The following is a 20646-nucleotide window of genomic DNA, read 5'->3' on the forward strand; positions in this document are numbered from 1 at the left end:
GCCGACGCATCAAACTCGTCTGTAAAACTGCTGTCAGTGTCATCGCCGGCCCACCGAAGCAGAATGCGTACGGACTCTTTCGCCTCCTTTTGAGTGGTGCGATCAAGAGCGCTCGGCATGCCGCCACAGGCAAGAACAGCGTGATCCGTTTCCCTATAAGTTTATGTCAAACGATATACGGGAGCTTCGGCGTTTCGGATCAAAAGCAGACTTGCGGCAGCAGCATTTTTCGAGCCGTTGCTTGATTCCGCGGAACAATCCGGGTCGACCAGCACGGCAAGGGAGTCTCAAACTATATCCGGAACCCCTTGGGCACGGCACCAGTCGACCACCTGCCGTATATCGGCTGGAAGCGCCAGAGACATCCCCCCGGCGAATGACAGGAAATGTTCTAAATTGAGCTTGTTCACACCGGCCAACACAGGAATTCCGGCCTCCAGCGCCTCGGCGATGACGGGGACCATTCCATGCCCCTCCGCCTCGCGCTTGCCGAACTTGTTGACGATCATCAGATCGGTTCCGTGCAGCCGGCGGGAGACCTCTGCGACGGCCTGTTCCAGGGCGCCGTGGTCAAGGATGCAGCCACGGCTAAGCGCACCGCGGTCCTCGCTGATGCGCAGGGTCGGCCCGTCGGGCAGCACGCGCAGGTCCATGTCACATTTCCGGCGATCGGCGCGTTCGGTGTTGGCCTGCACTGTTCCAGACAGCCGCAAGCCAGACATTTCAAGCCTTTCAGCCAGGACCGACAAGAAGCGATCGGTCTCTCCGCGCCCCTCGATGCTGACATGGGCGAGTTGCGTCATGATCCCTTCCTCCCCTCGGCCACGTAGCGGCCGGATTTGCCACCGTCCTTCAGCGTCAGCCGCAGATCGGCGATCACCATGCCCTTCTCGACCGCCTTCAGCATGTCATAGATGGTCAGCGCCGCCACCGAGGCGGCGGTGAGCGCCTCCATCTCCACGCCTGTAAGGCCCGTCGTCTGCACCATGGCCCGGACATGGACGCCCGGCACCGAATGATCGATCTCGAAATCCACCGTCGCGCTGGTCAAGGCGAGCGGATGGCACAGCGGGATCAGTTCTGCCGTCCGCTTGGCAGCCATGATCCCGGCGATGCGAGCCACCCCGAGCACGTCGCCCTTCTTCGCGCTGCCCGCGATCACACGGCTGAGCGTGTCGGCTGCCATCGCGACCGTGGCCTCCGCGACGGCAACGCGCGCGGTGGCCAACTTCTCCGAAACATCGACCATATGGGCCTGGCCGTTGGCATCGAAATGAGTAAGCGTCATGTCGGGTCCTTGTGATGGGCGCCGCAGACCGCGCATCCGGCGGTGCGGTGGACTGCAATCTCGCGACTTTCGCCCCAGAGCGCATCGTGCAGCAGGAGCCGGCCGCGCAGACCTCGCCCCGCTCCCGTTATTTCCTTGATCGCCTCGGCGGCCATCATCGCCCCGATGATGCCTGGTAGCGCGCCCATCACGCCGGCGGAGGTGCAGGTCGTCTGAAGATCATCCGGCGGCAGAACCGGAAACAGGCAGGCAAGGCAAGGCGCCCCGCTGGCCGGGTCGTAGAGGGTTACCTGGCCTTCCCATTGGCTGATCGCGCCGGAGATCAGCGGCACGCCCGCGGCGGCACAGGCCGCATTAAGAGTATGGCGCGACGGCAGATTGTCGGTCGCGTCGATCGCCAGCGTCTTGCCCCTGACAAGATCGGCGGCGCTGACGGCGTCGAGCCGCGCCTCGAGCGGCACCACGGTCGTGTAGGGATTCACGCCCATGAGTGTGCACCGAGCGGATTCGACCTTTGCCATCCCCAACCGGTCCTGGCTGTGGATCACCTGGCGTTGAAGGTTGGACAGCGACACTTTGTCGTTATCCACCACCGTGATTTGTCCGACACCGGCCGCCGCCAGATAGAGCAGCACCGGCGCGCCCAACCCGCCGGCGCCGATTACCAGGACACGCGCCTGCTTGAGTCTTGCCTGACCCTGGCCTCCGATCTCGCGCAGCAGGATGTGGCGTTCGTAACGGGGGAGTTCGCCTTCAGCATAGAGCGGCGCCTGAATGTTCATGATCCTGCTCAGCCTCCGGTCATGGGCGGAAAGAATGCGACCTCTTGCACGCCAGCGATGGAGGCAGAGAAATCCGCCAGACGCTGATCCAGAGCCACACGCACGGAAGCGGTGTCGGCGAACGCCGCGGCGTGGCGTTCGCTGCGCACGCGCAGCTCCTCGACAAGTTCCGCAACGCTTGCCGCCGAGGTGAGGATGCGCTCGCTAGGCTGGTCGACCCGTTCGCGCAGCCAGGCGAAATAAAGAACGTCGATCATTCCCATGTCGGTCATCCTCCAGTGCGGTTCATGGCGCGGCGGATCGCACCGGTCGGTGCGCCGCGCGAATAGTCGAAATCGTGCCCACGCGGCTTGCGCGCGATGGCGGCGCGAATGGCCTCCTCGATGCCAGCCGGATCGGCAGAGGCCCGCAGCACGGCGCGCAGATCCGTGGTGCCCTCCTGCCCGAGGCAGGTGAACAGGGTTCCGGTGCAGCCCAGTCGTACCCGGTTGCAGCTCTCACAGAAATTATGGCTGAGCGGTGTGATGAAGCCGATCGTCTGCCCGGTTTCGGCCAAGCGGACATAGCGCGCCGGGCCACCGGTTGATCCGGCGAGCGGCTCCAGGGTGAAGCGTCCGGCAAGGCGGGCGCGCAGGTCAGACAGGGGCAGGTACTGGTCGAGACGTTCTTCGATCGAAGTTTCGCCCAGCGGCATGACCTCGATGAAGGTCAGGTCGTGCCCTTCTGCGGCGCACCAGTCGACAAGCGGAAACAACTCGTCCTCGGTCGCGCCTTTTAGGGCCACCGTGTTGATCTTTACGCGGAGGCCCGCCGCGCGGGCGGCGCGAATGCCGTCAAGGACTGTGTCGAGCCGGCCCCGGCGCGTCAACCGCGCGAATCGGTCGGGATCCAGCGTGTCGAGCGAGACATTGACCCGCTTTACGCCGCAGGCGGCGAGCGTGTCGGCATGATGTGCAAGCTGGCTGCCATTGGTGGTCAAGGTCAACTCGCGCAGAGCGCCGCTCGCCACGTGACGCGCCATGGCGCGGAAGAAGTCCATGATCCCCTTGCGCACCAATGGCTCGCCACCGGTTACGCGTAATTTGGTCACCCCCAGGCCGACGAATGCCGAACACAGCCGATCCAGTTCCTCAAGCGTCAGCAGATCCTTTCGCGGCAGGAATTCGACACGTTCGGCCATGCAATAGGTACAACGGAAATCGCATCGATCCGTGACCGAAACCCGCAGATAGCTGACCCGGCGGCAGAAGGTGTCGATCAGCGGCGCAGCCCCGGGCAATGAGTAGACGGGGACAAGTGTGGGCTCAGGATTGCCCATGGTCGTTCATCCCATCGAAAACGGCTGCCAGCTTACCATCTGGCCCGACGCGACCTCGGCACAATCCGCCGCGACAACCGCAAGGCCATCCGCCATGGAAACCGGGAACAGCGTTGCCGAGACACCATTTCCCAGACGTTCGAGCAAAGGCAGGCCGGTCTCGTCCGTGCCGAGGCACCGCACTGGAAACACTTCCTGTCGCCCCGGGCGGCGCTTCCAGGCGAAGTTGGCCTTGCCCCGGAACGCTGCGAAGGGCGGCGTTGTCCGGCCCGAAAGCCGTGCGATCTGGGCTGCTGCGAACAGATGGAAACCGACGAAAGCGGCGAAGGGGTTGCCGGGCAATCCGGTGAAGGCCGCCCGACCGATGCGACCAAGGAGGATTGGCTTGCCGGGTTTCACGGCCACGCGCCAGGCGGCAACAGTGCCGCCGGCGGCGGCAAAGGCCGGACGCAAGGGGTCGCGCCCCCCCACGGAGGCACCGCCGGAGGTGAGCACGAGATCGGCCAAGCCTGCCAGTTCGGCGAGCCTTTCGGCCAAGGCCTCCTGTTCGTCGGGGAGAACGCCCGCGTCCAGCACGTCTGCTCCCGCGGCGCGAGCAAGGGCGAGCAACATGGGGCGGTTGGCGTCGTAGATCTGCCCGGGACCGAGTGGGGCGGTCGTAAGCTCGTCACCGGTCGACAGGACGGCCACGCGCGGAGGGGGGAAGACGCCGACATTGCGCACGCCGTTGGCGGCAAGAAGACCGATGTGGTGCGGCGCGATGCGTTCACACCGGTTTAGAAGGACGGCCCCCTGCGGTTGGTCGCTCCCGGCCAATCGCACATTGGCACCTTCTTCCGGTAGCGACTGAAGAATGATCTCGTGGTCGGCCTCTTCCACGTCCTCAAGGGGGACCACCGCTTCTGCGCCTTCCGGCAAGGGCGCACCGGTAAAGATGCGGATGGCGGCGCCCGGAGCAAGGCTCGGCACGTCCCTCGCGCCCGCTGCAACGGTGGCGACAACCGGCAGGCGCCGTTGCGCCGGCCGCGCCCCGGCCAGACGGAGAGCGAACCCGTCGACCGCCGAACTGGTAAAATGCGGCATTGCGCTCGCGGCCGTGATATCTTGCGCCGCCACGCGGCCCAGAGCCTGTGCGATCGGGACTTCACAAACCGCCGTCGGCTGCGCGACCTGGGCCAGAGCGGTTTCCAGCGCGGCTGTCGCATCGATGAGGGGGCTAGTCGTGGAGGCGTTGAGCATCTGCATTGGGTTTCTGTCAGAGCGTTTGGCAGCGGCCGGCATACCCGGCCGCTGCCCTTTTGATCCTACTTGGCTGCGTCGGAGGCGTTGGTCATCAGGAATTCCATGACCAAGGCAGCCTCGTCCTCCTCCAGACCTGCCCTTGGGAACATGGACGGGGTAATTGCCTTCCATTGTAGCTGCGTGAATGCACCCACGTCGCGCGGCCCGTGGCACACCGTGCAGCGTTCGTAGAACAGCTTCTCTCCCGGGCTCATGTCAGCGTAGAGTGCCTCGACCAGGGCATCCAGACGATCCAAGGCCAGGTCTTCGTCGGCAATCGCAGCGATTTCCATGCCCTCGATGATCGGCGGTTTCTCATAGGCCATGTTGGGGCCTTCAGGGTCTTCGCACTTGCGGATCGAGGCAAGGCAGGTATTGGCCGTGGTCGCCTGGCTCAGGCCCGAGGATTTCTGGGTCGACGTCAGGAAATTCACCAGGCCGGAGTTGCAGCGCCCCTTGCTGTCGAGGCTCGGCCAGCAGCCCTCGTAGATGGAAATGACACCCGGCATGATTTCGTCCGAGACTACCGCGCCGGCAATGACCGTGCCGCGATCATTGAAGATCTCGACCAGATCGCCATCGGCGATGCCGCGGGCGGCAGCGTCCTCGCTATTGATGCGCACCGGCTCGCGGCCCTGCACCTTGTAAAGGTTGCGCAGCGATTCCGACTGGTCCATCTGGCTGTGCAGACGATGCCAGGGGTGCGGGCTGACGACGTGCATCTGGCCCTCCTTGGCATTGCCCAGGTATTCGGCCGGCTCCAGCCACATCGGCATTCCGGGGCAATCTTCGATGTTCATGTTGGCGATGGTTTCGCAGAACATCTCGATCTTGCCCGTCTTGGTATGCAGCGGATGGGCAACCGGATCCGTATAGAAGTCGCCGTGGCGCACCCAGGACCGCGCTTCCTGCGGAGCCGGCTGCAGAGCATAGCCTTTTTCCCAGAACTCCTCGAACGGGGTGTGTTGAGAAGCCCCGGTCTTGGCATAGGCGAATTTCATGATGTCCATGTATTCGGGGAACTGCCCGTCCTCGATATAGACCGACTGCCTGTAGAACAGGTCGGCCAGCGCCGCGAAGATATCGAAGTCGCTGCGGCTCTCGCCGACCGGCTCGATGATCTTCTTCATCGCGTAGATCTTGTCGTTGGAATAGGTGCCGCCCACCGACATATCATCGCGCTCAAGCGTCGATGATGCCGGCAGCACGATATCCGCCCAGCGGGTCGCGGCCGTCCACCAGACGTCCTGGCTGACGATCGTCCTGACCTTCTGCAAGGCTTTGATCAGCCGGTTGGTATCCTGCTGATGCGACATGAAGTTGTTGCCGGCATTGTAGATCATATGAACGTCCGGGTATTTGCGGACGTTGCCGTTGTAGAACACCTCCGCACCGGGATTTTCCAATGCCTCGGTCAGGCGCGAGGCCGGCACGATGTACTCGGTGACAAAATTCTTGCCTTGGCTCAGCCCCGAGGGCGTGCCCTTGCCCGATTGCGGCATGCCGCCGTTGCCGTAGTGCCAGCTAAAGCCCACGCCTTGGCCCGGCTTGCCGATCTTGCCAGTCAATGCGGCGAAGTTGATGATGGCCCAGTGCGTCAGTTCGCCGTGATGGGCGCGTTGCAGCGACCAGGCGCCGGCGATCTCGGTCCTGGACTTGGCCAGAAGCTCGGCCAATTCGCGGATCTTGGCAGCGTCGATGCCAGTGATGGCCGATGCCCATTCCGGGGTCTTGGCCGTCTTGTCATCTCCCTCGCCCTTGACATAGGCGATCCACTTGTCGCCGCCCACGGTGTACTTGTCCATGTAGGCACGGTCTTCCAGACCCTGTTCCAGAACGTGATAGGCCATGCCGAGAAACAGTGCGACGTCGGTGTTCGGAATGATCCTCACCCATTCCGCATTCAGATAGGCGTCGGACGCGGTCTTTTGTGGGTTGATCGAGATGAACTTGGTGCCATTGTCGCGGATCTGCTCCCAAGGCTGGTACATGCCGTGGTCTGCCACGGTATATTCGATGCGGTTATTCTTGATCGGATCGCAACCCACCATAACGAACACCTCCGTGTGGTCACGGATCACTTCCCAGGCAGTCTGAGCGGAATAGACCTCCATGTCGCCGATGACATGCGGTAGGCTGATCTGGCTGGCGCCGGCCGACCAGTCACCCACCGTGTTGGTGCAGCCACCGATCATGTTGAAGAACTTTCCCTGCAACACGTTCGGCCGCATGATGCCGGCATGGCTCCAGCCACCATAGGAGGTGGACAGGATGCCCTGATTGCCGTGCTGCTCGATCGTGTCGACGATGGCCTTGGCGGTTAACTTCAGAGCAGTATCCCAATCAACGCGGACATATTCCTCCTTGCCGCGCAATTCGGGCTTCACGTCGCCGGATTTCCAGCCTTTCAGATAGGATTTGCGCACCATCGGATAGTTGATCCGCGACTTGTCATAGGTTCGATCTAGAATCCCGTGTGACAGCATCTCGGTCGGGCGCTGATCCAGTTCGACCATCGGCGAGATCGCCACGATCTTGCCGTCGCGCAACACGGCTTCGAATGGGCCGTAGTGGCAGGCGCCGAAGATGCGCCCGGCAAAGGAATTGGGGTCGATGGAAGCAAGGGCAGTGCTGTTCATAAGCCAGCTGGCGCCCAGCAGGGCAGCCCCGCCCTGCAGGAAGCCGCGTCGAGTGGATTGGATCGCAGTCATGTTAGGTCTCTCCGGCGTGGATCTGTCTCTTCATGGCGCCCCACACCGAACAGACTGTTGACCTGCGACAAGGATTGCTGTGAAGAAGTGTAAAGAGATGTAAACTCCATGAGCGCACACATTCTGATCGTTGAAGATGATCGCGTCACCCGCATGAGGCTTGGCGGCTATCTCCGGGGGCTTGGCTATCGCGTCACCGAGGTCGAGGATGCCGGATCCATGGAGGAGATCATTGATAGCGATCCGCCGGAAGTGCTACTGCTCGATGTAGGGCTGGAAGGAAAGGATGGGCTGACCATTACGCGCGAGCAACGCGCGCGATCACGCGTCGGCATCATTCTTCTAACGTCCCGGGACGAGCAGGTAGACCGCATCGTCGGACTGGAAATGGGCGCTGATGACTACGTCACCAAGCCTTTCGACCGGCGTGAGTTGGCGGCGCGGATCAAGAACCTGGTTTCACGCATCGCCGACATCGGCCGCAGCGCTCCCCGGCCGGGTGCAGTGGACGATTTTGGTCCCTGGCATTTTGATCGCATCCGCCACCGACTTGTGTCCGCCGCGCGGGTCGAACAACTGACGGGACAGGAGTTCGACCTATTGAACGCCCTCACCTCAAATCCCGGCATCACCTTTGGGCGAACGCGCCTTTGCGAGATACTGGGTCGGGGAACATGGCAACCGGGCGACCGCACCATCGACGTCCTGATCGGTCGGCTGCGCAAGAAACTTGAGGCGGATCCGACAAGCCCCGAGTGGCTCCTCACGCGTCCGGGGGAAGGATATTGCTTCGTTCCTCCATAAGGACCTGAAGTCCTGCACGGTCGGCGGCGGAATGCAGTTGACGGATTGCTTCGACAGAGGCCTCCGATAACGCGGCAAGGGCGTCGATATCGCCATCCTCGATTCGGCGGAGCAAAGTACAGAAGTCGTGCAGCACAAAGTTGGCGGCAGCGCCCTTCAGACGATGCGCGAGGCGCCTTTGACGATCGTGGTCCGAATCCTCCAGCAAGCGCGGTACTGTTTCCGTTACATCATCCACAAACGCTGAAACAATTTCCGTTACGGCCTCTCTGCCCATATCGGCGATGTCTGCCCGCAGCACGCTCTCGGTGGTAACGGCAGTGTCCCCGGACGGCAGGATCGCGCCCTCCGCCAGGAAATCGGCCAGAGCCCGCGAGGAGACAGGCTTGCGCATCACCTGATCGACATGGAAGCGGGCGCGGCTCTCAGCGTCGTCCGGCACCGGATCGGCCGTAAGGAGCGCCACTCGCGCACCATTGCGCAGGATACGGGCGGCAACCTCCCTCCCGTTCAGTCCGGGCAGGTTGAGATCGATGAGGATCGCATCGAAGTTCGAGCGCCTTGCCTCGGCGAATGCCTCCTCGCCACTGGCCGCCTCCGTCACGCGTGCCCCCATACGCTCAAGGTAGCCGCGTGCAACGAGGCGACTCACGAGATCGTCCTCGACAACGAGGACACGGGTCGCATTCAGAAGAGGCCGGATATCCGGCGTTTCGATCATGGCGGTGGGAAGCGCTTCTTCGAGCGTCAGGACGAGCGTGAAACTGCTGCCGCTGCCAACATGCGTTGAGAGGCGCAGCTCCCCACCGATCATATCGGTGAGTTGCCGCACAATGGCGAGACCGAGACCCACGCCAGGCAGCCCTCGACGGCGAGCATCCACGGTGCGGCCGTAGATATCGAACGCGTCACGAACCTCTTCAGGCGTCATTCCCGGACCTGTGTCGGAGACGGTGAAAGCGATCTCGTGTCGCTTCGTCCGCGCGAGCGGCCTGTGGGAGACGATCAGCCGGACCTCTCCTGAAGGGGTATATTTCACAGCGTTAGAGATCAGGTTTACGATCACTTGCCGGATACGTGTGGCATCGCCGATCAGCGCTGGCGGCAAGGTCTCTGGGATCTCGGCGACGGTTGCCAGATTGCTGGCATCCGCAAGCACCCGGAGGTGTTCTGCCAGATCGCGCACCAGCGAGGCGGGATCGAACGGGATGAGCCGCGCGCTGTCCGGTCGGTCTTCGCCGCTGGAAAAAGTCAATATGTCTTCGGTCATCGATTGGAGGTCACGGGCAGAGGTCAAGGCCGCTTTCAGCCGCGACTGGCGAACTGGGTCTGGTTCGCCAGGCACCAGCAAGTCCAACATTCCGATCAGTCCGTTCAAGGGCGTTCGGATCTCGTGGCTCATCCGTGCCAGGAAGTGGGTTTTCGCGCGGCCCAGTTCCTCGGCCTCTGCCCGAGCGACGTTGGCCGACTGCATTTCCGCCACCACGTCAGAGGTGCGCGCGAGCACGGCCGCTTCGAGACTTTTTCGCAGCCTCGCGGCCTCTTCCGCCCGCCGACGCAGGATATTGATCGACTTCTCCAATCTGCCGATTTCGTCATGACCGCTGATCGCCATGGGACGAACTGTCTCTCCACGCGCCACGGCGACAATGCGCTCGGCAACTGCGTTAAGCCGAACCACGACCCGGGTGCGGGTACGCGACCAGAACATATAGCCGGTTGCAAGGGAAAGCACGACTGCGGCGGCCAGCATGGCGGTCAACAGCACTGCCTGGCCTCCCGCGGCAGCCACACGTTCCTGCATCCGTGCCCTCACCTGCGTTCGGCCGTGCATTGCCGCGGCCGATAGCGCCGTCAGCGTCTGCTGGAGGCTTCCGAAACGGGTTTGCAGTTCCGTCATCGCGGAAAACCTCGCCCGCTGGAGGTCAATCAGCCCGCCTGTTTCCTGTGCTGCAGCCAGGATGCGAAGTTCACCCTCTGCCGCTTTCCGCGCAGCCCCAGACGGCATGAACGGCGTACGCGCTTTGGCCAGATCGAGAAATGCGTCGAACTCCGCCGACCAGGTCGAAACGTCCTTGGCCGATGCAGCCTGTCCCAGCCATTGAACAAGGCGCGTCAGGCCGGCAGCAGCGTCGCTTAGTTCACCCAGCCGTTCGAAGGCAAACAGGTCGACGTCGGCGAGCCGATCCAGGCCGCTCCGGACGGTACCGCCCTTCGTTGAATACATCTCCCAGATGCCGGCGGTGATACGCAGCCTGGCGAGATCTCTCTGTTTGGAGGCAAGATCCGTAAGGTTCAGTCCGGCGGCGGCGAGCTGCTCCTCCCTTGCCTGGATAGAGGCGTTAATCGTCTGGAGCTGGCGAACGGTCTCTCCCATCCGTGCGACCGGATTCGACACCTCTCTAACCTCGTTCGTTTCGTCCGCAGCGTTCGCGTCGAAGAGACCCATGGCGGCAATGTCGGCCTCGATGCGCCCAATGCGACTGGAAAGCCTCCCTTCGATTTCTGTGGCTTCGTCGGGCGTCCGCGCCGTGGCGAGTTGGTTGGCCAGCGCCACCGCAAGATCGGCATCAAGGACCACTCTCTCCGTGCGCTCGATGATGGCGGTGCTTTCCGCAAGCACGCGTCCCTGCGACTGGGCGAGGTAATAGTTGACGGTGACCGCGGCAAGGCCGACAACGATGGAGAGCCCGGAGAGGACAATGAATACGGACTGGAGCTGCTTGTCGAAACGGTGGCCGCGCATGAAACATGCTTACCGGTGGATTTCCTGTGCCGCAATCGCCGCCATTTGTGTCTTTTTCGCCGGTGCGTCTGCGGCGCGCGACCTTTGCGTTCTGGTCCCGCATTTCAAGGACGAATACTGGCTCAGCGTAGCGTACGGTATCGAAACACGCGCCCAGGAGAAGGGGCTGTCGTTGCACTTTTTTGAGGCTGGTGGATATCGAGCCCTCTCGCGCCAAATTCAACAGATTGCTGCCTGCGAGAAACTCGATGCGGGTTCGATCCTCATTGGTGCTGTTTCGGCCGATGACCAAGAGCTCCTCGAGACGGTGAGCCGCGCCGCCACACGCCGACCGGTCATCGGATTGGTCAACGAACTGCATTCCCATGCTCTCATGGCGCGCGTGGGGGTGGACTGGTCCGACATGGGCCTGCTGCTTGGAAAACACTTAGCCAGCCTGTTTCCCGCCGACGCGCCTCCGCACCAAGCAGTCCTTTTGACAGGACCACCGCAGTCGAGTTGGACCGCCCCGCTCGAGTCAGGTTTGCGAAAGGGCCTGAGCGGGTCTGCCCTCTCGATCGAGCGCGTTTTGGCTGCTGACACCGGAAATTCCGAACAATTGAGGATACTGGAACAGGCTCTGGCACAAGGACCGCCACCGGACGTCATCATCGGGTCCGCTCCCGCGATCGAGGCCGCTATGGCCCTTGCTCGCCGCTCGAACCACGCGCCATTGCTGGTTGCGACCTATATCAGCCACAGCGTCGCGCGCGGCCTTGTCAACGGCCAGGTGGCAGCCGCCCCGTTCGACAATCCGATGCTTCAGGGAACGTTGGCGGTCGATGCCGCCGTTGCCGCGATGGGGGGTGTTCGAATGCGCGAACTGGTCGGTCCGCCGATCGTCATCGCCGTAGGCGGCGCGGCACCTGACACGCTTGAATTGTCACCGGCCGACTATTTTCCGACCCTTGATCAGCCCCTCAGATGATCTCATAAAGGTTGGGACCACAGCGCCGTCGCATGTCGATGGTTGTCTAATCGTCTTGGGCGAGCGCAGTGTCGCCTATGATCCGGAGATCGCGCGAGCCGGGTTAGAGCATCGGGCGGAAGCTGCCGGCTGCGCGCGCTTGGCTCAGAGGGACCATGCGGCTCGCCGGTCTTTTAATTGGGCGTCGGCGCTGGCTAGGCCGGACGCCAACGTGCGCCGACTGCAGCAAGATTATCGACTTCCAGCGGAACGCCCCCTAAACCTTGAGATCGAAAATTTGCTCAGGTCGTGTCTCGGGTTTAGGTCCTGCACAAGATCGGCGATGACCAACCCCATGCCAGGGCCGATTCCGAAGCCGTGACCGCTCATGCCTGTCGCGATGGTAACGCCGCCGATCGGCGCTTTGTCGACGACCGGCAAGACGTCGGGCATCGTATCGATCATGCCGGCCCACGAAGCCTTGATGCGCGGCCTCCCGATCTTTGGGAAGGCCTTGGCGAAAAAGGCCGTGACACGTTCCAGCTCCTTCGGATTTGGAGCGGGATCCAGTATGCGGCAGCGCTCGAAGGGCGTTTCCTGCCCTGGGCTCCAACGGCGCCTGGTTGCCCACGCATCGGGATAGTTTTTGGGTGCCGCAAGCCGAAAGCGCGTGCTCATAAAATCCTCGCGCAGCTGCGGAAGATAGGCGAAGAAATTCCGGAAGGCATCCGGCCCAATGAAAAAGTCATGGTTCGACCAAGGCGTGAGGGTATAGCCGCCGTCGGCGCGGCGGCGGATGGCGAACCGATCATCGCACGCCGCCCCGGAAAAGAATTCCGGCATCGGCTCTGTGCTCATAACCGGCGAAACGACCGAAAGCTGCGGAATCCGTATTCCATGGGCGCCGAGGAACAGGGCGCTCCAGGCTCCCGCAGCGACCACAACTCGCTCGCACGCTACCCGCCCGAGTTCGGTGATTACACCCTGTATATGGCCACCGACGACATCGAGCGCGCGCACCGCGCAATCCTCGCGGATCATCATGCCGCCTTCCGCAGCCGCACGCGCCAACACCGGAACGGTGACAAAAGGCTCAGCCATCGCGTCGGATGCAGTCGTCATCCCGCCAACCCAGCCTGCGGCATTCGGCAATGACTTTTCGACCTCGCGACGGGACATGAGGCGGGTGTCAACGCCATAGGCGCGTGCGCCATCGAGCCAGCGCTCGAATTCAGCCAGTTTCTTTCCATTGCGGGCCAGATAAGTGATCCCGGCCTGTCGAAAACCGATGTCCGCGCGCAGCTTCTCATCGAGCTCTTTCCAGAGGCGGATCGTGTCCATCATGATCGGCAGTTCGGCGTAGTCGCGGCCTTGTTGCCGGATCCAGCCCCAGTTGCGGCTGGACTGCTCGCCGGCGACGCGTCCTTTCTCACATAGAAGGACCGATAGCCCGCGCTTCTGAAGTTCCCATGCCGTCATGACACCGATAATGCCGCCACCAATGACGGTGACGTCGACGGCTTGCGGAAGTGGGCCACCGAATTGGGGAATATTTTTCATGGAAATAGGAAAATTGGACATGGAGGATCAAAATCTCGTGGCGCGATAAGGAGCAAGATCGATCTCCGATGGCCGTCGGACGATGAGATCGGCGACGAGCCGCGCGGTGATCGCGGAAAGGGTGACGCCCAGATGGCCATGGCCAAAGGCATAGATGACGTCCTGACTTTTGCGCGCAGGACCAATCACGGGCAGCGTATCCGGGGTCGAGGGACGATGGCCCATCCATCGCGATGCCGGACGCCAGTCCCTGAGCGCGGGCAAGACGCGCACGGCATCGGGCAACAACGCCTCGATGCGCTTGTAGTTGGGTGGCGCGCTCAAGCCCGCCAGTTCGTCTCCGCTGACAAGGCGCAGTCCGTCATGCATCGGAGACAGGACGAAGCCACGCCCCGGAATAACCACCGGTCCGCGCAGCAGGCGTTCGGATCCGGGACCGAAGCTGATGTGATAACCGCGCTCAGCATCCAAACTGACACGGTCTCCGAGTTGCTTGGCGAACTTACCTGACCACGCTCCGGCCGCAACGACAACGCGATCAAAACCATGCTGGGCGCCTTCACCCCGCACAAACACGCCGCCGCCCTCCCGAGCTTCGATCGCGTTGACGTTCTCGCGGATCACGCTAGCGCCCCCATTGACGGAGGCCCGCAGATAGGCCTCGGCCAAGCCTCTGGGAAAGCGAACGTTTCCAGCGTTGGGCTGGCGGACACCGCGGTAGCAAAATGCGGGATCGAGGCCGGGTTCGAGGTCCAGAATAGAGCCTTGCTCCAATATCTCGTGCACAACGCCATGCCGGGCCATCAGGCGTCGCTCAAGGGCTGATCCGTCAAAGTCGGCTGCCGAGGCGTAGACCTTCAGCCACCCTTCCTGTGTCAAAAGCTCTGGGACTTCGGCCCTGGCGGCGAAACTCCTATGCGCAACCAAGGCCCGTGAGACCAACGGATGCATAGCCGCGGCGATGCGATCGACCGCGGCCGGAGTTCCCGCCGCAATGAACCGCAGCATCCAAGGCAGAGCCTTTAAGGTGTGATGGACCCGAAGCACCGCCGGCGACTGGCGGTCCAGCACATAGGCCGGCAGCGACTTGATGACGGCGGGGGTCGCGGTCGGGGTGATCGAACCGGTGACGATCGCCCCGGCATTTCCGTAGGAGGTGCCGGCGCCAGGCTCTTCGCGATCGAACAATGTCACCTTGTGTCCCTCCATGGTGAGGGCCAGGGCGATACTGCAGCCGACGATTCCAGCTCCGATTACGGCAACGGAAAGCCGTTCACCGCTTTGGGGACGATGTTGCATGGGTGCCAATCAGTTTGGATTATGGGTTTAGAAGCGGGCCCGTCAGTGGTGGAGTACTTTGCTCAGGAAGTCACGCGTCCGCTCGCTTTTCGAGTGATTGAAGAAGCTTTCCGGGTCGCCACTTTCGATGATCGATCCGCGGTCCATGAAGATTACCCGATCGGCAACGCTGCGGGCAAAACCCATTTCATGGGTGACGACCATCATCGTCATGCCTTCCTTGGCAAGACTGACCATGACGTCCAGGACTTCATTGATCATCTCCGGATCAAGAGCAGATGTCGGCTCATCGAAAAGCATGATCCGCGGCTGCATGCAAAGCGAGCGGGCAATCGCGACACGCTGTTGCTGGCCGCCGGACAACTGGCTTGGATAATTGTTCATACGATCAGCAAGACCGACTTTTTCCAGAAGCTCTTTCCCGCGCTTCTCCGCCTCGGCTTTTGTCAGGCCGCGGACATGGATCGGCGCTAGCGTCACGTTTTCGAGCGCCGTCTTGTGCGGGTAGAGATTGAATTGCTGGAATACGAAGCCGACTTCCATGCGCAGATCACGCCATGCCGGCGCTTTTGCGCTGAGATCCATGCCATCGACGATCAGCTTGCCTTCTTGAAAGGCCTCCAGACCGTTGACGCAGCGGATCAGTGTGCTTTTGCCCGAACCCGACGGACCACAGACGACAACCACTTCGCCTTTGTTGACCCGCAGGTCGATATTTTGCAGAACATGAAGCGATTTGCCGAACCATTTGTTCAGACCTTGAAATTGGATCATTGTATTGTCCGATCACAGGATGGGTGATTGTGTACCACGCTCGATGCGGCGCGAGACATAGATCATCGGGTAGCAAACGATGAAGTACCCGAGACCAACCACGCCGAAAACCAAGAGGCCGTTGGGGATGTTTTGCACGATCATCCAGCCTGAACGCGTCAGGTCCATGATGCCGATGGCCGATACGACCGATGAGTCTTTTACCAGCAGGATGAACTGACCCACCAGCGACGGACGAACGATGCGCAGCGCCTGGGGCAGAATGATCAGGCGCAATTGCTGCGGATAGGTGAAACCCGAGGCTATGGCCGCTTCGCGCTGGCCGCGCGGCACAGCTTTGATCCCCGACGCGACGATCTCGCCGATGAAGCAGGCCGAAAGGTTGGAAAGCGCGATGACACCGGCCGCAAATGCCGACAACTCAATCCCGACGGTCGGCAGGATGAAGAAGCAAATGAATACCTGCACCAGGAAGGGTGTGCCGCGAAACAGGTCGACATACAGACCGGTTGCCGAAGCAAGCCAGCGATTGCCACTTGCCCGCAGAATTCCGAACACAAGGCCGATAACCACGCCGACAATCAGAGACAGCAATGACAACGCGACTGTCATGCCCAGGCCCTTGAGCAAGACGGGCCAGAAATTCAACAAGCGCTCGAATTGAAACCAGAACATATGCCCTCTATGACCTTTCTGGCACGCGGTAGATGTGGGACCAGAAGCCGGCCAGCGCCTTCAGCAAGTAATAGATGATCAGGAACCCAGCGGCGGTCACCGCCAACCCTTCAACCGGCATGAAGCGATCAAGCGCGATTTGTTGACCGACCCGCGTCAACTCGACAACCGAGATCAGCGAGAGCAGCGAGGAGTCCTTCACAAGCACGATCGCCTGCCCGATCATAGGGGAGACAGTCGGTCGAATTGCCTGGGGCAGAACGATCAGACGCATACGCTGGAAGTACGAAAAACCGGAGCTCAGCGCGGCTTCGAACTGACCACGAGGAATGGCCAGAATACCGGAGCGGATGATTTCGGCGACGTATGCGCCCGAATTCAACGACAAGGCAATGATGCCGATCAAGATCTCAGGCAGCACGACTCCCAGACGCGGCAGGCCGAAATAGAGAAAATAGAGCTGTGCGAGCAAGGGCGTAGCGCGAATGAGATCGATGTAGCCAACGCCCACAGCGCGCAGCAATCTGATCGGCTGGATGCTGAGCGCACAGGCCACGACGCCAATTATCAGCGCTCCGGCAAAGCCCGCCGTAGACAGCATCAGTGTGTTCAGAAGGCCTTGCCATAGGTCAGGAAGGTACTCTGCTATGACCCTAATGTTCAGATTAGCAAACATGTATCACCAACAGCATCTCTCTTTCTGTTTGAGGCGCGGGCTTGCGCCGCCCGCGCCTCGAATTTGCTCTCAGTGATCTGCCTGCCACTTGTTGGAATTGACCCAATAGTCCAGGTTTTCCTTCAGGCGGCCATCAAGCGTGATGTTGTCGATGAACAGGTTCGTCCAGATCAGCAGGTCTTGCGAATCGTAGCGAACGGCATAAGCCAACGGCTCGGAGCTCAGCATCTCCGAGAACACGGTGAACGTGCCTTCCGGATAGTTTTGCACTTGGGCGGCGACGGCGGTGTTGTCGTTCACGCCGCACTGCGCCTGACCCGATGCAACCGCGTCAAGCACGACGGTCCCGCCGCCCTTGAACGCCTTCACTTCTGCATCCGGAAAGAATTTCGGCATGTTCTTCTCGGCAGTGGAACCCAGAATGACGCCAATCGTGGTGCCCGGCTTCTTGCAATCCTCAAGGGTCTTGAAGTCACTGCCAGCCGCGGCGAAGGCCACCGAGCCGACGTGAATCCAAGGCTGGGTAAAGGCCACCTTGGTCGCACGGCTCATGGTGGCAGTCATATCGGCCGCCAGGATATCAGCCTTGCCGGAAAGAAGCGCAGGGATCAGGCCATCCCAATCGAAATCGAGGTACGTTACCTTGACGCCCATCTCCTTGGCCATCAACTCGGTCAGCGCGATCGCGCTGCCCGAGCGCTGCCCATTCTTGTCCATGAAGGAATAGGGAGGGCCCTGCGTTTGCACCGCAACGCGCAGTTCGCCGCGAGCCAGGATGTCGTCCAAAGTCCCCGCCTCGGCGACACTCGCTCCAATGGTGGCGCCCGCCGCGGTTACAAACAATGCTGAGGCAATAAACGCGTTAAACTTGCTGATCATTTCCAGTCTCAATCCTCCCTGGGGAAAAGGTCAATTTGTGTTCGCGCTACACAGGCGATCCCAAAACCCGGCGGGTCTTTTCCGGATCGGTACTGTCGTTTTTCTCGGCGAACTCTTCCTCCCACACGCCGCGCGGCAAACTGAGCCACTTGTTGTGGGACTTCATGACAACGAAGGTCTCGCTGCCCTGAATTACACCCGGATCGGCCAGACCGGGGAGCAGTTCGCTCGTGACCCGGTAAAGCTCCTCCATGTCACCTTCAAACATGACCTCGCACAGAATGTCATAGCGTCCAGTGACGATACTGACTGACGTCACGAACGGTAGTTCGGACATCTTTTTCGCGATCTCGTTCAATCGGCCCTGGCCATTGGCGTGAATGCCAAGCAGGGCAACGATCAGCTCCGGACGCTCTGAAACATTAACGACCCCCGCGATCCTGAAGAGCTTTCGCTCTACCAGCGATTTCAGCCTCGCCCTCACGGTGGGTGGACTGAGTTCGAGGCGTTCGGCGATCTGGTTCGCACCGTCGCGCGCATCTTCTGACAAAAGCTTGACTAGTTTTCGGTCAATTTTGTCGAGCAGTGCACGCATGTGAACCTCCCCATTCACCCGTCTTCGGGAAGAGCTCTTATTTCCATTTGGAAGATTGAGTCAATGCTTTTCTTTTATCTGCAAATTTTTGCCGGGGATTAGTTTCCGTTTAGTGGGTCCAGATCCCAGCGATCACCCTTGGGCAGACAGCTAGCCGCTGCGTAACCTCGAACCCGGATGGCCCTCGCTCGGTGAACGAGGCTGCGACAGATTGTTTGGCTCACGCGACAGAAATTGCCCAGGCACATGGATGCCCGGTTCGTCCACGCACTGCTGACTTCGGCAACCCAATTCAGGTGTGCGGTTATTGCCATATATCTTAGCTAAACCGCACACCATGTCGTCATCAAACTATGATGGATAAACTTGCCTTATCGTTTGTGATGTTCTTTATAGCGGCAATGGCGGAAACCGCCACGCTGACCTTCCGAATTGCGTGGTCTTTCCGCCGTTGACCCAGCCAGGTGTCGCGTTATATAGCTAGACAGTCTAGCCAGTTTGGAGCAAAGCCATGGAATGGCAGCTGCAGGACGCCAAGAACCAGTTCTCGAAGCTGGTGCAGAAGGCGCGACACGAAGGGCCGCAGATCGTCACGCTGCGCGGCGAGCGCACCGCCGTCGTGCTGTCCGCCCGCGACTACGATGCCTTGCGCGCCGGCCGGCCGTCGCTCGTCGATGATCTTTTGTCCGGCCCTGCCTGGGATGACGCGTTTATCGAGGCGGTCGAGGCGCGCGCCAAAACGCCGAGCCGCGACGTGGCCTTCTGATGTATCTGCTCGACACCAACGTCGTTTCAGAGGCGCGGCGCGGGACGCCCCAGGCCGTTTCCTGGCTGCGCTCGGTCGATCCGCTCAGCGTCCACCTGAGCGCGCTGACGCTCGGCGAGATCATGCGCGGCATTGCCCTCCGACAGAGGTCGGATCCGAAGGCTGCGGCGCATCTGGCCGAGTGGCTGCGCAAATTGCGCCATGACCATGGCGACCGCATCCTGCCGGTGACCGACCAGATCGCCGTCGAATGGGGCCGGCTTGCCGCGATCCGGCCGCGCGGCGATATCGACGGCCTGATCGCCGCAACTGCAATCGTTCATGACCTGATCCTGGTGACGCGAAACGTCAGGGATTTTGAGGACACGGACGCAGCGGTGATCAATCCCTGGGAGACACCGGCATGAGCAGACAAGCGACGGACCTGGTATCGCCGGGCGGCGATCATTTCCATCCGGCGGATGCAGCCATCGATACAACGGCGGTTGGCATTGCAATCCCCGCCCCTGTTTCCGAGACAGGTGCTGCGCTGCCTGCGCACCTTGAGCACCTCGCCGACCGCGCGCGCGGCTATGTGGAGGCGGCGAGCTCCGCCAACACGCGTCGCGCCTATGCGTCCGACTGGAAACACTTTGCCGCCTGGTGCCGGCGCTCAAACCTGTCCCCCCTCCCCCCGGATCCCGAGATCGTCGGCCTGTACATCACCGCTTGCGCATCAGGGACCGCCGAACGCGGTCGGAAGCCGAACAGCGTCGCCACCATCGAGCGGCGTCTGGCCGCCATCGGCTGGAACTGCGCCCAGCGCGGCCAGCCGCTCGACCGCAAGAACCGGGCCATCGCCACCGTGCTCGCCGGCATCCGCAACCGCCATGCCGCCCCGCCCCGGCAGAAGGAGGCGCTTCTCCCCGAGGAACTGATCGCCATGCTGGAAACCCTCGACCGGGGCACCCTGCGCGGCCTGCGTGACCGTGCGATGCTGCTGCTCGGCTTCGCCGGCGGGCTGCGCCGATCGGAGATCGTCGGGCTCGACCTCGGCCGCGACCAGACCGAGGACGGCCGCGGCTGGATCGAGATCCTCGAGAAAGGCACCCTGGTGAGGCTGCGGGGCAAGACCGGCTGGCGTGAGGTCGAGATCGGCCGTGGCTCCGCCGATGCCACCTGCCCGGTGGCCGCGCTCCAGTCGTGGATCAACTTCGCCAGGCTCGCCAGGGGGCCGCTGTTTCGCCGCGTCACCGGCCGGGGCAAGGCGGTCGGCCCCGACCGGCTGCACGACCAGGAGGTCGCGCGTCTCGTCAAGAAGACGGCGCTCGCCGCCGGCGTGCGCGGTGATCTGTCCGAGGCCGAGCGGGCGCAGTTGTTTGGTGGCCACTCGCTGCGTGCCGGCCTCGCCTCCTCGGCCGAGGTCGACGAGCGATATGTGCAGAAGCAACTGGGCCACGCCTCGGCGGAAATGACCCGCCGCTACCAGCGCCGCCGCGACCGTTTCCGCGTCAATCTCACAAAGGCGGCCGGCCTCTAGTCCTCCTCGCTTAGGCCAGGCGGTGCG

Annotated in this window: 20 protein-coding genes; 5 read left to right on the forward strand and 15 right to left on the reverse strand. The window is 61.8% G+C overall.

Annotation, left to right across the window (positions count from 1 at the left end):
* Positions 1-287: 287 nt before the first annotated feature.
* From JNC62_RS19690 to JNC62_RS19720, 7 genes are read right to left on the reverse strand one after another with little or no spacing between them, the layout of a single operon-like run.
* Positions 288-803 carry a DUF2478 domain-containing protein gene (locus JNC62_RS19690; protein WP_374841057.1) on the reverse strand — a complete coding sequence of 172 codons (516 nt, stop codon included), beginning with the start codon at positions 801-803 and terminating at the stop codon, positions 288-290.
* Positions 800-1288, reverse strand: a complete 489-nt coding sequence (gene moaC / locus JNC62_RS19695; protein ID WP_374841058.1) for a cyclic pyranopterin monophosphate synthase MoaC — start codon at positions 1286-1288, stop codon at positions 800-802. Before moaC ends, JNC62_RS19690 begins: the two co-directional genes overlap by 4 nt.
* Complete coding sequence (locus JNC62_RS19700) at positions 1285-2070, reverse strand: HesA/MoeB/ThiF family protein (protein WP_374841060.1); 786 nt, start codon at positions 2068-2070, stop codon at positions 1285-1287. Before JNC62_RS19700 ends, moaC begins: the two co-directional genes overlap by 4 nt.
* An 8-nt stretch (positions 2071-2078) precedes the next feature.
* Positions 2079-2333 carry a molybdopterin converting factor subunit 1 gene (gene moaD / locus JNC62_RS19705; RefSeq protein ID WP_374841062.1) on the reverse strand — a complete coding sequence of 85 codons (255 nt, stop codon included), beginning with the start codon at positions 2331-2333 and terminating at the stop codon, positions 2079-2081.
* A 5-nt stretch (positions 2334-2338) separates the two neighbouring features.
* A complete protein-coding gene (moaA, locus tag JNC62_RS19710; protein WP_374841064.1) occupies positions 2339-3388 on the reverse strand; it encodes a GTP 3',8-cyclase MoaA in 1050 nt (349 codons plus the stop codon).
* Positions 3389-3394: 6 nt separating this feature from the next.
* Positions 3395-4633 (reverse strand): molybdopterin molybdotransferase MoeA, encoded by a 1239-nt coding sequence (locus JNC62_RS19715; RefSeq protein ID WP_374841066.1) that lies wholly within the window; start codon positions 4631-4633, stop codon positions 3395-3397.
* 59 nt (positions 4634-4692) lie between these two features.
* The gene (locus JNC62_RS19720) at positions 4693-7380 is read right to left on the reverse strand and encodes a molybdopterin-dependent oxidoreductase (protein WP_374841067.1); all 2688 of its coding nucleotides are present in this window, start codon (positions 7378-7380) and stop codon (positions 4693-4695) included.
* Between the two features lie 108 nt (positions 7381-7488).
* On the opposite strand from JNC62_RS19720, the gene JNC62_RS19725 reads away from it, so the two are divergent.
* The gene (locus JNC62_RS19725) at positions 7489-8184 is read left to right on the forward strand and encodes a response regulator (RefSeq protein ID WP_374841068.1); all 696 of its coding nucleotides are present in this window, start codon (positions 7489-7491) and stop codon (positions 8182-8184) included.
* Here the strand turns inward: JNC62_RS19725 and JNC62_RS19730 are convergent.
* The gene (locus tag JNC62_RS19730) at positions 8144-10930 is read right to left on the reverse strand and encodes an ATP-binding protein (RefSeq protein WP_374841070.1); all 2787 of its coding nucleotides are present in this window, start codon (positions 10928-10930) and stop codon (positions 8144-8146) included. The genes JNC62_RS19725 and JNC62_RS19730 overlap by 41 nt on opposite strands.
* Between JNC62_RS19730 and torT the strand changes: the two genes are divergently transcribed.
* Positions 10929-11897, forward strand: coding sequence for a TMAO reductase system periplasmic protein TorT (torT, locus tag JNC62_RS19735; RefSeq protein WP_374841072.1), 969 nt, complete (start codon positions 10929-10931; stop codon positions 11895-11897). The genes JNC62_RS19730 and torT overlap by 2 nt on opposite strands.
* Before the next feature lie 231 nt (positions 11898-12128).
* On the opposite strand, the gene JNC62_RS19740 is transcribed toward torT, so the two are convergent.
* From JNC62_RS19740 to JNC62_RS19770, 7 genes are all read right to left on the reverse strand, one after another.
* Positions 12129-13457, reverse strand: a complete 1329-nt coding sequence (locus JNC62_RS19740) for an NAD(P)/FAD-dependent oxidoreductase (protein WP_374841074.1) — start codon at positions 13455-13457, stop codon at positions 12129-12131.
* A 6-nt stretch (positions 13458-13463) separates the two neighbouring features.
* The gene (locus JNC62_RS19745) at positions 13464-14735 is read right to left on the reverse strand and encodes an NAD(P)/FAD-dependent oxidoreductase (RefSeq protein WP_374841076.1); all 1272 of its coding nucleotides are present in this window, start codon (positions 14733-14735) and stop codon (positions 13464-13466) included.
* 42 nt (positions 14736-14777) lie between these two features.
* A complete protein-coding gene (locus JNC62_RS19750; RefSeq protein ID WP_374841078.1) occupies positions 14778-15509 on the reverse strand; it encodes an amino acid ABC transporter ATP-binding protein in 732 nt (243 codons plus the stop codon).
* A gap of 12 nt (positions 15510-15521) precedes the next feature.
* Entirely contained in the window at positions 15522-16184 is a 663-nt protein-coding gene (locus tag JNC62_RS19755) for an amino acid ABC transporter permease (RefSeq protein WP_374841080.1), read from the reverse strand.
* Positions 16185-16191: 7 nt separating this feature from the next.
* Positions 16192-16860, reverse strand: coding sequence for an amino acid ABC transporter permease (locus JNC62_RS19760; protein ID WP_374841082.1), 669 nt, complete (start codon positions 16858-16860; stop codon positions 16192-16194).
* A 69-nt stretch (positions 16861-16929) separates the two neighbouring features.
* Positions 16930-17739 carry an ABC transporter substrate-binding protein gene (locus tag JNC62_RS19765; RefSeq protein ID WP_374841084.1) on the reverse strand — a complete coding sequence of 270 codons (810 nt, stop codon included), beginning with the start codon at positions 17737-17739 and terminating at the stop codon, positions 16930-16932.
* Between the two features lie 46 nt (positions 17740-17785).
* Positions 17786-18334 (reverse strand): Lrp/AsnC family transcriptional regulator, encoded by a 549-nt coding sequence (locus JNC62_RS19770; protein ID WP_374841086.1) that lies wholly within the window; start codon positions 18332-18334, stop codon positions 17786-17788.
* A 511-nt stretch (positions 18335-18845) separates the two neighbouring features.
* Between JNC62_RS19770 and JNC62_RS19775 the strand changes: the two genes are divergently transcribed.
* The 3 genes from JNC62_RS19775 to JNC62_RS19785 are packed head-to-tail and all read left to right on the forward strand — an operon-like array spanning position 18846 to position 20619.
* Positions 18846-19100: a type II toxin-antitoxin system Phd/YefM family antitoxin gene (locus JNC62_RS19775; RefSeq protein WP_374841088.1), complete on the forward strand. Its 255-nt coding sequence runs from the start codon at positions 18846-18848 to the stop codon at positions 19098-19100.
* Positions 19100-19507 carry a type II toxin-antitoxin system VapC family toxin gene (locus JNC62_RS19780; protein WP_374841090.1) on the forward strand — a complete coding sequence of 136 codons (408 nt, stop codon included), beginning with the start codon at positions 19100-19102 and terminating at the stop codon, positions 19505-19507. The genes JNC62_RS19775 and JNC62_RS19780 overlap by 1 nt, the downstream gene beginning before the upstream one ends.
* Positions 19504-20619 carry a tyrosine-type recombinase/integrase gene (locus JNC62_RS19785; protein ID WP_374841092.1) on the forward strand — a complete coding sequence of 372 codons (1116 nt, stop codon included), beginning with the start codon at positions 19504-19506 and terminating at the stop codon, positions 20617-20619. Before JNC62_RS19780 ends, JNC62_RS19785 begins: the two co-directional genes overlap by 4 nt.
* The last annotated feature ends 27 nt before the right edge of the window (positions 20620-20646 follow it).

The sequence above is a fragment of the Mycoplana ramosa genome (assembly GCF_041930185.1).
GTDB lineage: Bacteria > Pseudomonadota > Alphaproteobacteria > Rhizobiales > Rhizobiaceae > Mycoplana > Mycoplana ramosa.